Raw genomic sequence first — 14,169 nt, 5'->3', positions numbered from 1 at the left:
CGCTGCCATATTGCGGCTCGTCAATGGATGCGCTGGCCACGGAAAAAGGACATGCTTCCTTACGGCAGCACCGGTATACTGAAACCGTGCCATCTACGCCTAAGCTAGAACATGGCGGCACATCAACGCCTTACTTTAGTCAAGAACAGTTCATACAAATCAAATCAAAATATGGATCATCACGTCGTCGACACATTGATTTCTCCTGAAGGCCGTCTGGAAATCCTGTCCAAGGCAGAGGTAGCGCGACTGCTCGATAACAGCCAGGGCGGTTTGTACAACACCTTTCGCAACTGTTCCCTGGCTGTGCTTAATTGCGGAAACGCGCTGGATGACGGCAAGGAATTGCTTGAGCGGTACAAATCCTTTGATATCTCTATCCTTCAGCGCGAGCGCGGCATCAAGCTCGACATCAAGGGCGCGCCCGCAAACGCCTTTGTGGACGGCAAGATGATCAAGGGTATTCATGAGCATCTGTTTGCCGTACTTCGCGACGTGATCTTTGTTAATGATGAGATCATCGACAATCCAACCTTTGACCTGAGCTCCTCCGAGGGGGTGACCGATGCGGTATTTCATATCCTGCGCAATGCGGAAGTATTGCGACCGCTGACGAATCCGAACCTGGTTGTCTGCTGGGGTGGACATTCGATATCACGTGAGGAGTATGACTACACAAAGAAAGTAGGCTACGAACTTGGCCTGCGATCGCTCGACATCTGCACCGGTTGCGGGCCGGGGGCGATGAAAGGGCCGATGAAAGGCGCCACGATTGCCCACTCCAAGCAGCGCATCAACAACGGCCGCTATCTCGGCCTGACCGAACCCGGCATCATTGCCGCCGAATCGCCCAACCCAATCGTGAATGATCTTGTCATCCTTCCCGATATCGAAAAACGTCTGGAAGCATTCGTCCGCACCGGACACGGGATCGTGGTATTTCCTGGCGGAGCGGGCACGGCTGAAGAAATCCTGTATATCCTCGGCATCCTGCTGCATCCTGAAAACGAGGAACAACCTTTTCCCCTCATCTTTACCGGTCCCGAAGCCGCGCGTGAATATTTCATCCAGATCGACCAGTTCATTGGTCTGACGCTGGGACCGCAGGCACAGCAGCGCTACAAGATCATCATAGATGACCCGGCGCAGGTTGCACAGGAAATGCAGGCCGGGCTCAAGCTTGTCCGGGAATTCAGGAAAGTACGCAGTGACGCCTATTACTTTAACTGGCTGCTGAAGATCGATCAGGAATTTCAGAAGCCCTTCGTCCCGACGCATCAAAATATGCGCAACCTTCATCTACACAAGGATCAGGAAACCCATCTGCTGGCCGCCAACCTGCGGCGCGCGTTCTCCGGGGTTGTGGCAGGCAACGTGAAAGACCAGGGCATTCGCGCCATTGAAGAGCATGGCGTATTCGAGATTCATGGCGACACGAGCATCATGGGCCCGATGGATGCGTTGCTGGCATCGTTTGTTGCGCAGCACCTGTAACGTGACAAATGAGATCGATGGATTTTTTTGACTGGCAAGGCGCAGGAGGAGTCAATAGCGGGCTATTGACGACGAGTGCAACGCAGGCAGACGGCTCGGCGCCCCCGAAAAAAGACGCGATCTCATGGTGCGTTATGGGTTGGGATTGGTATAACTCCTGCCAAAGCATGTGCGGAGGTTGGAGCAAGGGTGCGTCGCACGCGTCCTTGCTCCAACGTGACTGGAACGACAGAGTGGCTTCAGACCGACATGTCCTGCAGTTTGCCGGCCCCGAACAATAGCGATTCAACGGCTCTCTCGAATACCGGCGCATACTCCAGCGGCAAGACCGTTTCGTCGCGTAAGGCTTCCAGTAAGGAAGAGTAGCTAAACAGGACCAGACCTGCATCGCTTTCCTGCTTGAAGAGATACAACGAGCGGTGGGTGCTGATCCATACCAGTTGGCCCGGTGTACCGCCATCAGTCTCAGCTTCAGCACTACCGCGTCCGTGCATGAACTGCACGCGCGTACCGAGCAAATAGGTTTGCGTCAGAAATTCGCGGTCGGCCTGTGACGTGCCGGCTGTACCCATTCCCAGGTTTTGCTGAGCAACGACGCCGCGTTTGGCGAAGACCTGTTCGATTACCGAAGCACGCGCCTGAGGTGGATCGCCGAGGCCCCATGACACACGTTCCCATGACACGACAAGGCGGGCAAACTGTTGTTGAAGCTCCTCCAGTCCGACGAGATCCGTATCCCTGGTTTTCACGGTACCTCGCAGTACCTGTGTATGCATCTCCATCAGAATATCGAGGATCTCCTTGGCTTCCTCCTCGGGCAACTGGATCAGCATAAGCGCCTCACGGAAACGCTTGACCATGCCGGGCAGGATCCGCATCAGTGCGGAGCGGTCCGCCGGCGCCCGCTTTTCCTGAACGCTCCATAACAATTCCGGCAACAGGCTGCGATATTGCAAGGCAAGGCAATCCGGCGCGGAAGACTGGCGCCCTTCTTCCACGTCCTTCCATGCCGCATGCACCAGCACATGCGGCCAGAGACGGATAAGGAAATCGGATATCCGCTTATCGACATTGAGCCGCAACAACACTTCGCACAAGGTGTCCATGGTGTTGTTGAGCAGAATACTGAACTTCTCGGCGGCTTCGACCGCTTCGATTGCCTGTATGGTCCGGCTATCGTCCTGGCGGACAAAATCGACCAGGAAACGTTCGAACTGGAGCAGGCTGTCGGCGAAGATCGATACATCGGCATCGAATTCCTTCAGTATCCGGCTGACGACACGATCGATTTCACCGACCAGTTGCTTTCCGTCTGCGGAAGCGGGATCGACATTCACCGACGCGGAACTCATACGATTAAGCAGCAGGCGCGCGGGATGCGCATCGTCATGCATGAGGTCCGGTTCGATCACGGCTGCCTTGAGGATCGGAATCTGCAACCGCCCGATGTGTTGACGCAACTCGGCCGGAATCTGTTCATCGTCCAGGATGATTTCAAACAGCATGGCCACGATATCCACGGTCATCCGTTCCATCATGGACGCCTTCTGCATGTCCATGCACTCGCGCACTACAGCAAGCTGGTTCTGCGTTCCGGCCGCAGCAGGATCGACCGGTTGGCCTTGAGATGCAAGGCTTTGATAAGCATTGAGCTGACTGACTAACGGATTGATCGTCGCTGCCGATTCCCTGTGCACCCTGGCGGCACCGCCGCCGGACAGTTGAAAGGAATGCGCTGGCGTAAACATCTTGCGAATAAAGTCCTGCACAGATGAGGCGTCAGCGTCCGGCGGCATCGCGGTCGCGCCGGATGACGACGGACCACCCGCCACTGCACCGGCAGGGATGGCCTGCAACACCTCAAGCATCCGTTGCAGGCCTGGCATCAATCGCGCCGTGAACTGCGTGGAATTGTCACCGGGACCGCCGAAATAGCGCTGCGTATGCGCAGAGCGGGAGCGCTGCATGACAAATTTTCCATGAACGCCGGAAGACTCGAACACGTCCCGAATCGATTGGTAATAACCGGGCAAATGCGGAATCAGGGCATTTGCGATATGGTCGAACAGAACGCGGGAATTCGCCTCGTCGGTCGCTGTTTGCTTGATGGCTTCGTATAAGGCGCGGGCTAACAGGTATGGACGGAATGGATTTTCGCGCTCCTTCGCTTCACGCTGACCATGGATCTGGGCCACGATGACGTTGAGACGGCCGATGCATTCTTCGTTGGCTTCACGCATGCGTTCAGCCAGACGCCCTACCTCGATCTGGTGATTGACCACCTCATCGTCGATCAGGGACAGTTCGCTGGCACTGAGTTTGCGCATGCCGGGACGCAGGTCGACGAACATCGTCTGCATGGCACGATCAAGGTTGGTGCGAAACATCGTGTCGATACGGCGCAGAAAAACATTACCGTCCTGACGGATGAAATGACGCACGCCGGTCAGGGCGGACTGATCCAGTCCGGACTTGGCCTTGACCAGCAATTCAACCAGATTTTTATCGGCGTCCTGCAGCGCGCGCTGGACCACGGCCAGAAAGCCGAATTGCGCACGATCCTGCGCAGCTTGAAGAAGACGCCTGTATTCAGTTTCCGCCATACCACTGTTTCCGGGGATGCAATGAGCTATATCTTATTCGGAATTTCCATCCAGTAGCATCTTGATTTCAGGAAACAATTACGATTCCTTGACAATCGTCACCGTTGTTGCTCAAACACACTATTCAGGTGCCAGCAAAGACAGCTGCGCGGCATCGAGAAAACACCATTCGCCCTCCTCAAGCTCAAGACTTTCCAGGCTGAGTTTTCCAATCATGGTCCGGCATAACGCCTCGCAATGATTGCCGGCGGCGGCAAGCATGCGCTTGACCTGATGATACTTGCCCTGCTCCAGAACAATTTCAATGCGGTGTTCGTCGAGCTTGCGACAGGACTGCGCGGCAAGCGGCGCGGGTTCGTCATGCAGTTGCACACCGGAGAGTAATTGCGCGATCAGGGCATCCGTGACCGGAGCGTGTGTCGTTGCAACATACAGCTTAGGCACATGCCGGCGCGGCGAGGACTGGGCGTGGATAAACGCACCATCGTCCGACATGAGCAGCATTCCGGTGGTGTCATGATCGAGCCGGCCAACAGGCTGCACATCACGCCAGGTGAATTGCTCGGGCAGCAGCGTCAGCACGCCCGGATGGTGGCTGGGCTTGCGCGAGCACTCGAAATTTGCCGGCTTGTTGAGGGCGATATAGACGTGCTCCCGGTATTCCCAGTCTTCATCAAAAATGGTAAACGACAGGCCGTCCGTCTCGAAGACGGTGCGGTAATCCTTGATGACCTCACCGCCGATGGACACTTCCCCGTCGGCGATCAGTTCGCGGCACCATTTGCGGGTGCCGAATCCCTGCGATTGCAGGATACGGTCTAGGCTCAATTTGCTCATGGGCGGAACTGTACCAGAAGGTGCGATTCGTGGCCGATACCGCGCTGCAAACAGGTGACTGCAGGGCTGTTCGCCGGTATGATGATGCTCACCAAAGCAGTGAAAAAACCCTATTTTCCATGCTTTTTCCAGCCAGTTTCCATGACTTTTGAGCGTGAACCCCTGGTCGATGTCCGTCATGCGGCTTTCCTGCAAGGCGGGGTATCCATCTGCATCGGTGCCTGCGACCGCGACCTGGTGCCGACGCTGGTCCGCGCGACCGGCTGCCGGGTCGCTCCGGATCGTTGCAAGGTCACCGTATTCCTGTCCGCCACGCAAGGCGCCCTGGTGCTGAGGGCCATACGCGATAACTGCATGGTGACGGTCGTCTTCAGTGAGCCGTCCACCCATAAAACCGTCCAGCTTAAAGGCCGCGACGCCGAGATCGGTGGCTTGCAGGCTGGCGATATCCACATCGTCGAGCGTTACCGAGGCGCCTTTTCGCGCGAACTGGAACCACTGGGATTTGAGGAAATCCTGGTCCGGACCCTGCTGACCTGCCCTCCGGCCGACCTGGTCAGCCTCAGCTTTACACCCTGCGAGGCGTATTCGCAGACCCCCGGTCCCAAAGCCGGCGAACCCTTGCAGGCCACGGCATGACACTCAAGGTAGACGCCATACGCGAATGCCTGGAAGGCGTCATTCCAGGCACGATGGCAACCGCGTCGCCGGACGGCATGCCGAATGTCGCTTATCTGTCGCAGGTCCAGTTCGTCGACAGCGACCATGTCGCCTTGTCCTATCAGTTTTTCAACAAGACCCGCCAGAACATCATGGCCAATCCGCGGGCCACCCTGGTCGTTACCAATCCCGTGACGGTTAGGCAGTACCGCTTGTCGCTCGAATACCTGCGTACCGAGACCGCCGGACCGCTATTCGAAAGCATGAAAGCCAAGCTCGCCGGCATCGCGTCGCATACCGGCATGAGCGGCATCTTCCGCCTGCTCGGCGCCGATATCTATCGGGTTCATCAGATTCAGCCGGTTCCGGGAGAATCGCTTCCACCGCCTGCACCGCAACGGAGTTTGCTGTCGGCACTGCGCAATTGCACTGAACGGCTGGCCGCGTGCACCGACCTGGAGAAACTGTTCGCCGAAACCCTGGCCTGCCTTGACAAGCAATTCGGCATTGGCTACACCATGATCATGGTGCTCGACCCGGTGACGGGGCGACTCTATACGGTGGCCAGCCACGGCTACGACGCATCAGGTGTCGGTTCGGAAATCCCGCTGGGCGAAGGTGTGATCGGCGTAGCCGCGCGTGAGCGCACGCCGATCCGCATCGGGCACATGAATGCCGAATACGCCTACAGTCGCGCGGTACGCGAAAGCGCGGCCCACAGCGACTGGGCATCCGCACTGGAAACCGAAATCCCTCTTCCCGGGCTATGTGCGCCGCGCAGTCAACTGGCCGTACCCATTATGGCGGGCCAGCGCCTGCTCGGCGTACTGTACGTCGAAAGTCCCCAGGACCTGCGCTTTACCTATGACGACGAAGATGCCCTCGTCAGCCTGGCGCATCAACTCGGCCTGTCAATGCATCTGTTGCAGATGGCCGCCGATACCGTGGAAGAAACCCCCGCGATGACACCGGCTTCACCCAAACCACGCGGTACGCCGCTGGGCATCCGTCGTTTCGCTGAAAACGATTCCATCTTTCTCGGTGACGATTACCTGATCAAGGGCGTGGCGGGTTCGATTTTCTGGACCCTGCTACGCGACTACGCGGACAAGGGACGCACGGAATTTACCAACCGCGAGCTGCGCGTCGACGGCCGGATACGCCTGCCCGATGTCAGCGACAACCTTGAAGCACGCCTGCTGTTGCTCGGCAAGCGGTTGGTGGAACGCGATGCAGCTGTGCGGATTGAAAAGACCGGGCGCGGGCGCTTCAGGTTACGCGTGGACCGGCCGATCCGTTTGCTGGAAGAGTACGCGTAAGCAGCATTGCGCCGTGCCACTGCATGATGCGCCTTGCGGTGTATCGGTTGACATGGGCACGGAAAACAAGACCTTTGATTTCAACGTTCTTTTTCACTTTCCCTGGGAAGCATTCTGTTCTGTTTACGGTGACTTATTGCGCCAAAAAACCTGCAGCTTCTCCCAATCCTAGATAGGCACAGATATTTCCATTTTTACAACTTTGATATAGACTTGCCTGCCGATTCAAACGAACATTGCCCTTCAGAAAAACCACTGTCCGGTTTCATCCATTCATCCAAAAAATCTTTGGCCTCCGGATTTTTCAACCCCAAGCTTCGTGGCACCCTGTGGCCAAAGGAGAACACATGTCCTTGAAATACAATGCTATGTTACGGGCCAATCCGCTCGGGTTTATCAACACCTATTCGGTAGATATCAAGGGATGGTTCGAAGGCTTGATGAAATCTGGCGGCGGCGGAACTAATGGCGCCCTTGCAAGCGCAGCCAATGCATTGGGGGCCTGCCGCATGGATTTCGAACCGCTTGGCGGGTTCATGGGTCTCGGCGTGGATACTGTCGAAGCTCGCTTCGTGGCGCATGGCGGCATCGATGCTTACTGGGTGCCTTATCACGCAGGTTTGGGTTTGCCGGGCTATACAGATGTCTTGAGAGTCAATCCAGCTTCAAACTTTGTATTCACGGCAGGCATGAATGGCTGCGCATTTGTGGTAACGGATTCGCCCAAAGGTGCGGCCTATATGCGGGTCTATCACAACCAGCATCCCGATGACGATCGCGTTTGGGCGGCAATCCACGCTCAGGGGCGTCCGGTTATTTCATTCGCAGGATTCGATGAGTATGGCGGCGGAGCACTGGGTCATGGTGTGAATCCGGTTGCATTCAACTTTATGTATTATCGTAACGCCACCTGGCATTACGTGTTCCAGCCGCAGGCCTTCAATGCTTTGAGCCAAGCGCCCGCCCGACGCCTGGTCGGACAAGCCTCGATGAAATCCGTATTTTGATTCCCGTCTCCGATCTCTCCGCCTCGCAAGGTTTTTCAGATCTGAATGCCCTTCCATTGCCAATATTGCTGCCGCCTTGCTGTCCTCTACAGGGTTCGAGATTGAATACTCGCTATTAAACCTGCTACCGCAGGCCATATCCCGCTCCAGATTCACCGGCGCAGAGCATCGGTGTCAACAGAGCGCCCTGAAATTTCCCTGCATCCACCGCTTTAAATGCCTGCAAGCTACTAATAAATCGCCAAACCTTAAAACTTCATTCAATAAACCTTAAAAATATCTTAAGCCCCTCCCGGCATGATCTTCTGAGCCCTGCTCCGCAGTAGACTTCGTCCCCATTCCGAATGTCGGATGAACATGGAAGGACGAACATGAGCAAGATCACCAAGGACGGCGGTCCCGTATCCATGCTGGAATGCATGATGTTGATCCGGGCCTATGAAGACAAAGTCAATGTCATGCAAGCGGCCGGCGGCGGCGCAGGCACATGCACCTCGGTCGGGCAGGAAGCATCGGCGGTCGGCGTTGTGCGCGCACTGGGCGAAGACGATCGTATCCTGACCAACCATCGTAGTGCCGGCCACTTGCTGGCACGCGGTGCGGATGCGGGCCGCATGCTGGCCGAAGTGATGGGACGCAGCACCGGCTATTGCAAGGGCAAGAGCGGTTCACTGCATATCTCGGCGAAAGAACTCGGCGTGCTGCTCACATCGACCATCGTCGGCGGCGAGCTGTCACTGGCAACCGGTGTGGCACTGTCGAAGGTCATGTTGAAGGAGAGCGGCATCGTGGCATGCTTTTTTGGCGATGGCGCAGCCTGCGAAGGCATTTTTCATGAGTCGCTGAACCTGGCAACGGTGTGGAACCTGCCAGTGCTCTATGTCTGCGAAAACAATCAGTGGCAAGCCTATGTGCATCGCAAGGAAACAATGGTTAATGACCATGTGAGCGAATGGGCCAAGGGGTATGGCATGGAAAGCCGTACCGTCGACGGCAATGACGTCGAGGCGGTGTACCAGGCAACGCAGGAAGCAATTACACGCATTCATCAGACGGGCAAGCCCTTCCTGCTCGAAACCTATACTTACCGTTTGCGCGGTCACTTCGAGCCGGATGACCAGGCCTATGTCGATCCGGCGGAAATTGCGCAATGGCGCACCAGGGACCCCATCGCGCAGTTGCAGCAGCGCCTGCTGGCACGCGGCGAAATCAACATGGCTGATATTGCGCAGATCGAAGCGCGGGTGGCGGCGACGATAGAACAAGCCGCAGCATTTGCACAAAATTCGCCGTTCCCGGATGCGTCAGAGCTGACGACCGATGTTTACGCATAAGGAGTAAAAGATGCCCCAGATTACAGTCAATGAAGCCATCGGTCAGGCATTGGCCGAAGAAATGCGGCGCGACCCGCGCGTGCTGATGTTCGGCGAAGGTGTCGCCACCAAGCGCAAGGACCTGGTCGATGAATTCGGCAAGCTGCGCGTGCGTAATACGCCGCTCGCCGAAGGCATCATCGCCGGCACCGCGGCTGGTGCTGCAGCGACCGGCCTGCGTCCCGTGGTTGACCTGCTGTTCGCGCCCTTTCTCTGTTTTGCGATGGATGAGATCGTCAACAGCGCAGGCAAGCTGCGTTATATATCGGGTGGCCAGTTCGCCTTTCCGATGGTGGTGATCGCCATGACCGGCTGCGGCTGGACCGTCGGGGCGCAGCACAACCACAACCTGGAAGCATGGTTTGTGCACAGCCCCGGACTGAAGGTCGTCATGCCGTCGAACGCAGCCGACTTCAAGGGCCTGCTCAAGTCGGCCATTCGGGACGACAATCCCGTTCTCTTCTTTGTCGACATGGCACTCGGCTATGTGCCCGGCGAGGTTTCCGAAGACGAACAGCTGGTCCCGTTGGGCAAGGCTGCCGTGGCGCGCGAGGGAACCGACGTCACTATTATTTCTTACGCAAAGATGGTCAATACCTGCCTGCAGGCCGCAGAACAGCTCGCGGCGCAAGGCGTGTCTGCCGAGGTCATCGATCTCCGCTCGCTCAAGCCTCTTGACGAGGAAGCCATCCTGCGTTCGGCCCGCAAGACCGGACGCGTGCTGGTCGTGCATGAAGCCAGCCGCATGTGCGGTGTCGGCGCAGAAATCAGCGCCATCATTACCGAACATGCCTTCGACGCATTAAAGGCCCCGGTGCTTCGCCTGACCGGACCGGATACGCCCGCGCCGTCCAGCTACATGCTTGAGCAGGCGTTTATACCGCAACCGGACGCCATCATTGCCAGCGTATCGAAGCTCATGGGAAAAATCGCCTTGCGCCCTATCCAGCCTGAAGTTCAACCCGAAGCCCTTACCCTTACCACCTGATACGAGAGACCATCATGCAAACCACTTCCGCTGCTTCTCCTGTTACCCCGTCGACGACATCCTTTTCGCCGGTCGGTGTCATCTGGCTCAAACTTGCAGTGATCTACCTGATCATTGGTGTCGGAATGGGCATCATGATGGGCGCAAGCGAAGACTTCACCATGCGTCCGGTGCACGCCCATGTCAACCTGCTTGGCTGGGCCACGATGGCATTGGCGGGCCTGATCTACAGCGTGTTTCCGAGCGCGGGATCGAGCAAGCTGGCGCGGGTGCATTTCTGGCTGGCGAACGTGTCCTTGCCAGTCATGGCGGTATCACTTGGCTTCGTGGTCAGCGGAAGCCGGTCGGTGGTGCCGGTGCTTGCCATTTCGGAAATACTTGCTGCCGCCGGGATTATCGCTTTTGCGGCCAATATTTTTCTGAACCTGAAGGGACGCTGAAGGGAGGCCGAGGGGGTGGATATACGGGAGCGACCGCCGGTTCCCGCATTCGGGAATCGCGCGGGGTCTAGCAAGCCGGCACGAAATCATTTGCACAGAGCGATTTGTGAAGCCACAAGCGGGCTTGCGGCAAATATCAGCCCGAAAAACAGGGCGCAGCACAAGATGGCACAGCGCTTGCATTAGTGGTTGCAACTGCTAATCAGGATAACAGGTCTGCCATCATGAACATCGCCATCGCCCAAGCACCTTCGACAACATCTAGCCGCGCCGCCATGAGCACCCGCTGCTCGGCCTGCAGCATGCACCAGATCTGCCTGCCCACCGGCCTCAAGGAAGACGACATGGACAAGCTGGACCAGATCATCGGCCGTCGTCGCAAGGTGGCGCGCGATACGCATCTGTATCGCGTAGGCGACCCCTTCACCAACCTGTACGCAATCCGCCTGGGCCATTTCAAGACCCACCAGGTCAATCCCAGCGGCGACCAGCAGGTGACTGGCTTCCAGATGGCCGGCGAACTGCTTGGCATGGACGCGATCAGCACCGACCGCCATCATTGCGATGCGATCGCGCTGGAAGACAGCGAAGTCTGCGAGATCCCGTTCTCGCGCCTGGAAAGCCTGTTTGGTGACATGCCCGTCCTGCTGCGCCACTTCCATCGCATGATGAGCCAGGAAATCACACGTGAACAAAGTGTCATGCTCCTGCTGGGCAACATGCGCGCGGAACAGCGTTTTGCCGCCTTCCTCACTAATCTTTCGTCCCGTTACTCGGTGCGTGGTTATTCGTCCACCGACTTCCAGTTGCGCATGACGCGTGAAGAGATCGGGAATTACCTTGGCCTGACCATCGAAAGCATCAGCCGTCTCTTGTCAAAATTCAAGAAACGCGGCTGGATCAAGGTCAGCAACCGCCAAGTGGAACTGGTTGATCCCGCCACGCTGAAAGAAGTTGCCGCTGGTACCAAAACCTGCGCCTGAGCGGTTCCCTGCTCTGAACCGGGAGCCCGCTACGGCTATTTCGGTCTTGCGAAGCCCTGAGTGTCCGTTATCTAAAATCTAAAACGGTATCTTTTTATCGTTGGGAACGGCCAGCAGATAGCAGGTCAGCATGCTCGCCAGCGAACAAAATGCCCAGATACTGAAAAATCCGATGGTGTATACCGCCAGGGGATTCACCTCGATATGGTTCCCGACAAGGGCAAGGTCATGCGGGTCGAACAGGGAAAACAAAAATCCTTCGGCTACAATGGCAATCAGAAACGACGGCCACAACACAACCATAATCAATCTTGCCATTTCGGCATCCTCCATCCCGTCTGGCGCGCTAATCCGTTAACGCGCTTTCGTTGTACCGCCGCTGTTTTCGTTCGGGTTATCCCATCGAGCCATGCCATCAATTCCCAGCTTCGGGAATTCTTTCGTAAATCCGGGAATGAAGTCATGCCCGTTAGCTTACTTGGTAGCGTCGGCGGTAATGCTCACCGAGCGCTGTTTCGGATAATCCCAGACCTGATGCAAGCGCCAGTCGCGGCGCTCGCTTTCGATCAAGACCTGCCAGCGTGCCATATCGAGCATGGGCAACGCAACCTGGAAAGCGCCATCGCGGCCGGGGCTCGCCTGCAGGTTGATGTCCTTTTCAGGCTGGGTCGAATGCACCAATCTGATGGTCAGTTTGCCGGTCGCGGCATCTCCGAGTCCATTCACCGTTCCCGAAAGCATGCCTGCGGCCGGGTCATAACGCAAGCCGGCCTGCAGCCGCATGTCGGCAGCGATACGATCACGACTCAAGTCCTGGTTGATGACCTTGCCTTCCTTGTAATAGTCGTCGACGACCAGTGCATCCTGCTGGGTGAAGGCCACCCATGTGGTATGTACCCCTGCTACCACGACGACCGTCGGGCCGAGCATGATGAGCCAGGGCCAACGGTGCATGTACCAGGGCTTTGCCGCAGTCGCTGCCGTTCCGGATCGAATATTGTTACGCATTTCTACTCCTTCTTTAACCTTGTTTTGCGGTACGTCGCTGTGCTTAACCTTGCTTAGCGTGGTACGAAAAAAACCGCTTTTTCTGTCACCTGCAAACGTTCGTCGTCAACCGCAACCAGTTCGAACTGAATCTTGTTCGATCCTTTTTCGCCTTTGCCGTGCGGCACGCGCACTCTGACAGGTACACCACGCGACGCGGTCCCCTCCAGTTCGACCATCACAGGTGTGGCCAGTGCAATGCCGTCGATACCGGCAACCGAAATGCGGAAGCGATGCGACTGCTCATCCGTATTCATGACTTGCAGACGGTAGACGTTTTCAATAATGCCGTCTTCCACCTCACGTCCCATTGCGCCACGGTCGCGGATCACGTCCATCTTCACCGGTGTGCGTCCGAGCAGGGACCCGAACGATGCCAGCACGATCAGTGCAAGGATTGCGCTGTAAATCAATATGCGCGGACGCATGGCACGCCGGCGAATGTCCTTGGCGCTCAATCCCTTTTCCATTGCGTTTTCGGTGGAGTAACGCACCAGGCCACGCGGCGCGCCAATCCTGTCCATCACCGAATCGCACGCATCGATACATGCCGCACAGCCGATGCAGTCGGATTGCAGGCCATCGCGAATATCGATGCCGGTCGGGCAGACCTGTACGCACATCGAGCAATCGATGCAGGAACCCAATGCCGACGCGTCCGCCTTGCGTGTCCTGGCGCCGCGTGGCTCGCCACGCTTGGCGTCATAGGTAACGGTCAGCGTATCCTTGTCGAACATCGAGCTCTGGAAACGAGCATACGGGCACATGTATTTGCATACCTGCTCGCGCATCCAGCCCGCATTGCCATAGGTGGCAAATGCGTAGAACAGGATCCAGAACCATTCCCACGGGCCGAGCCCCAGGTTTACGACTTCGCCGGCCAACGTATGGATCGGGGTGAAATACCCGACGAAAGTAAAGCCAGTCCACAGTGCGACCGCAGCCCATGCCAGATGCTTGGATGACTTGCGCACGAACTTGTCGACGCTCAGGGGCTGGCGGTCAAGGCGCATGCGTGCGCTGCGGCTGCCTTCGATTTTGCGCTCGATCCACATGAAGATTTCCGTGTAGACCGTTTGCGGACAGGCATAGCCGCACCAGAGCCGGCCGGCAACCGCCGTGAACAAAAACAGGGAATAAGCGCAGACGATCAGCAACAGCGCGAGATAAATAAAATCCTGTGGCCACAGCACGATGCCGAACAGGTAAAACTTCCGTGATACCAGATCAAACAGGACCGCCTGGCGGTCGTTCCACGACATCCATGGCAAACCGTAGAAGACGAGCTGGGTCAGCCACACACAAAGCCAGCGCCAGTTCGCGTACCAGCCTTTGGCTTCGCGCGGATAGATTTCCTGGCGTGCCTCATACATGGTGACGACAGAAACCTTGACAGCGGGTTCGCTCATTATTTCACT

Annotated in this window: 13 protein-coding genes; 8 read left to right on the top strand and 5 right to left on the bottom strand. The window is 57.0% G+C overall.

Features of this window, described 5'->3' with window-relative positions; genetic code table 11:
• Positions 1 to 171 precede the first annotated feature (171 nt).
• Entirely contained in the window at positions 172 to 1,494 is a 1,323-nt protein-coding gene (ppnN, locus tag ASE07_RS26900) for a nucleotide 5'-monophosphate nucleosidase PpnN (RefSeq protein ID WP_057293890.1), read from the top strand.
• 239 nt (positions 1,495 to 1,733) lie between these two features.
• Here ppnN and ASE07_RS26895 read toward each other — a convergent pair whose 3' ends face one another.
• The gene (locus ASE07_RS26895; protein WP_057293889.1) at positions 1,734 to 4,097 is read right to left on the bottom strand and encodes a DUF1631 family protein; all 2,364 of its coding nucleotides are present in this window, start codon (positions 4,095 to 4,097) and stop codon (positions 1,734 to 1,736) included.
• A gap of 120 nt (positions 4,098 to 4,217) precedes the next feature.
• A complete protein-coding gene (locus tag ASE07_RS26890; RefSeq protein ID WP_057293888.1) occupies positions 4,218 to 4,934 on the bottom strand; it encodes a pseudouridine synthase in 717 nt (238 codons plus the stop codon).
• Between the two features lie 141 nt (positions 4,935 to 5,075).
• On the opposite strand from ASE07_RS26890, the gene ASE07_RS26885 reads away from it, so the two are divergent.
• The 7 genes from ASE07_RS26885 (at position 5,076) to fnr (ending at position 11,704) form a co-directional block, all read left to right on the top strand.
• A complete protein-coding gene (locus ASE07_RS26885; RefSeq protein ID WP_156397082.1) occupies positions 5,076 to 5,573 on the top strand; it encodes a hypothetical protein in 498 nt (165 codons plus the stop codon).
• A complete protein-coding gene (locus ASE07_RS26880; protein WP_057293886.1) occupies positions 5,570 to 6,913 on the top strand; it encodes a GAF domain-containing protein in 1,344 nt (447 codons plus the stop codon). The genes ASE07_RS26885 and ASE07_RS26880 overlap by 4 nt, the downstream gene beginning before the upstream one ends.
• Before the next feature lie 347 nt (positions 6,914 to 7,260).
• Complete coding sequence (locus tag ASE07_RS26875; RefSeq protein ID WP_057293885.1) at positions 7,261 to 7,920, top strand: hypothetical protein; 660 nt, start codon at positions 7,261 to 7,263, stop codon at positions 7,918 to 7,920.
• Between the two features lie 371 nt (positions 7,921 to 8,291).
• Positions 8,292 to 9,254 (top strand): thiamine pyrophosphate-dependent dehydrogenase E1 component subunit alpha, encoded by a 963-nt coding sequence (locus tag ASE07_RS26870; protein ID WP_057293884.1) that lies wholly within the window; start codon positions 8,292 to 8,294, stop codon positions 9,252 to 9,254.
• Between the two features lie 10 nt (positions 9,255 to 9,264).
• Positions 9,265 to 10,281 carry an alpha-ketoacid dehydrogenase subunit beta gene (locus ASE07_RS26865; protein ID WP_057293883.1) on the top strand — a complete coding sequence of 339 codons (1,017 nt, stop codon included), beginning with the start codon at positions 9,265 to 9,267 and terminating at the stop codon, positions 10,279 to 10,281.
• A gap of 14 nt (positions 10,282 to 10,295) precedes the next feature.
• On the top strand, positions 10,296 to 10,721 hold the full coding sequence (locus ASE07_RS26860) for a hypothetical protein (RefSeq protein WP_057293882.1): 426 nt from the start codon (positions 10,296 to 10,298) through the stop codon (positions 10,719 to 10,721).
• 275 nt (positions 10,722 to 10,996) lie between these two features.
• Positions 10,997 to 11,704 (top strand): fumarate/nitrate reduction transcriptional regulator Fnr, encoded by a 708-nt coding sequence (fnr, locus tag ASE07_RS26855; RefSeq protein WP_057293937.1) that lies wholly within the window; start codon positions 10,997 to 10,999, stop codon positions 11,702 to 11,704.
• A gap of 78 nt (positions 11,705 to 11,782) precedes the next feature.
• Here fnr and ASE07_RS26850 read toward each other — a convergent pair whose 3' ends face one another.
• The 3 genes from ASE07_RS26850 to ccoG form a co-directional block, all read right to left on the bottom strand.
• Positions 11,783 to 12,022, bottom strand: coding sequence for a hypothetical protein (locus ASE07_RS26850; protein WP_057293936.1), 240 nt, complete (start codon positions 12,020 to 12,022; stop codon positions 11,783 to 11,785).
• A 156-nt stretch (positions 12,023 to 12,178) separates the two neighbouring features.
• The gene (locus ASE07_RS26845; RefSeq protein WP_057293881.1) at positions 12,179 to 12,712 is read right to left on the bottom strand and encodes a FixH family protein; all 534 of its coding nucleotides are present in this window, start codon (positions 12,710 to 12,712) and stop codon (positions 12,179 to 12,181) included.
• Positions 12,713 to 12,765: 53 nt separating this feature from the next.
• The gene (ccoG, locus tag ASE07_RS26840) at positions 12,766 to 14,160 is read right to left on the bottom strand and encodes a cytochrome c oxidase accessory protein CcoG (protein WP_057293880.1); all 1,395 of its coding nucleotides are present in this window, start codon (positions 14,158 to 14,160) and stop codon (positions 12,766 to 12,768) included.
• Positions 14,161 to 14,169: the final 9 nt, after the last annotated feature.

Source organism: Noviherbaspirillum sp. Root189, assembly GCF_001428545.1.
In the GTDB taxonomy this organism is placed as follows: domain Bacteria; phylum Pseudomonadota; class Gammaproteobacteria; order Burkholderiales; family Burkholderiaceae_D; genus Noviherbaspirillum.
The sequence above is the reverse complement of the archived record's forward strand: the minus strand, read 5'-3'. Positions and strand labels throughout refer to the sequence as shown.

Coding starts and splice junctions, on each gene's coding strand:
- ASE07_RS26865 (WP_057293883.1), top strand. CDS start 9,265: ATGCCCCAGATTACAGTCAATGAAGCCATCGGTCAGGCATTGGCCGAA.
- fnr (WP_057293937.1), top strand. CDS start 10,997: ATGAGCACCCGCTGCTCGGCCTGCAGCATGCACCAGATCTGCCTGCCC.
- ASE07_RS26890 (WP_057293888.1), bottom strand. CDS start 4,934: ATGAGCAAATTGAGCCTAGACCGTATCCTGCAATCGCAGGGATTCGGC.
- ASE07_RS26870 (WP_057293884.1), top strand. CDS start 8,292: ATGAGCAAGATCACCAAGGACGGCGGTCCCGTATCCATGCTGGAATGC.
- ASE07_RS26860 (WP_057293882.1), top strand. CDS start 10,296: ATGCAAACCACTTCCGCTGCTTCTCCTGTTACCCCGTCGACGACATCC.
- ASE07_RS26845 (WP_057293881.1), bottom strand. CDS start 12,712: ATGCGTAACAATATTCGATCCGGAACGGCAGCGACTGCGGCAAAGCCC.
- ASE07_RS26895 (WP_057293889.1), bottom strand. CDS start 4,097: ATGGCGGAAACTGAATACAGGCGTCTTCTTCAAGCTGCGCAGGATCGT.
- ASE07_RS26875 (WP_057293885.1), top strand. CDS start 7,261: ATGTCCTTGAAATACAATGCTATGTTACGGGCCAATCCGCTCGGGTTT.
- ASE07_RS26850 (WP_057293936.1), bottom strand. CDS start 12,022: ATGGCAAGATTGATTATGGTTGTGTTGTGGCCGTCGTTTCTGATTGCC.
- ppnN (WP_057293890.1), top strand. CDS start 172: ATGGATCATCACGTCGTCGACACATTGATTTCTCCTGAAGGCCGTCTG.
- ASE07_RS26880 (WP_057293886.1), top strand. CDS start 5,570: ATGACACTCAAGGTAGACGCCATACGCGAATGCCTGGAAGGCGTCATT.
- ASE07_RS26885 (WP_156397082.1), top strand. CDS start 5,076: ATGACTTTTGAGCGTGAACCCCTGGTCGATGTCCGTCATGCGGCTTTC.
- ccoG (WP_057293880.1), bottom strand. CDS start 14,160: ATGAGCGAACCCGCTGTCAAGGTTTCTGTCGTCACCATGTATGAGGCA.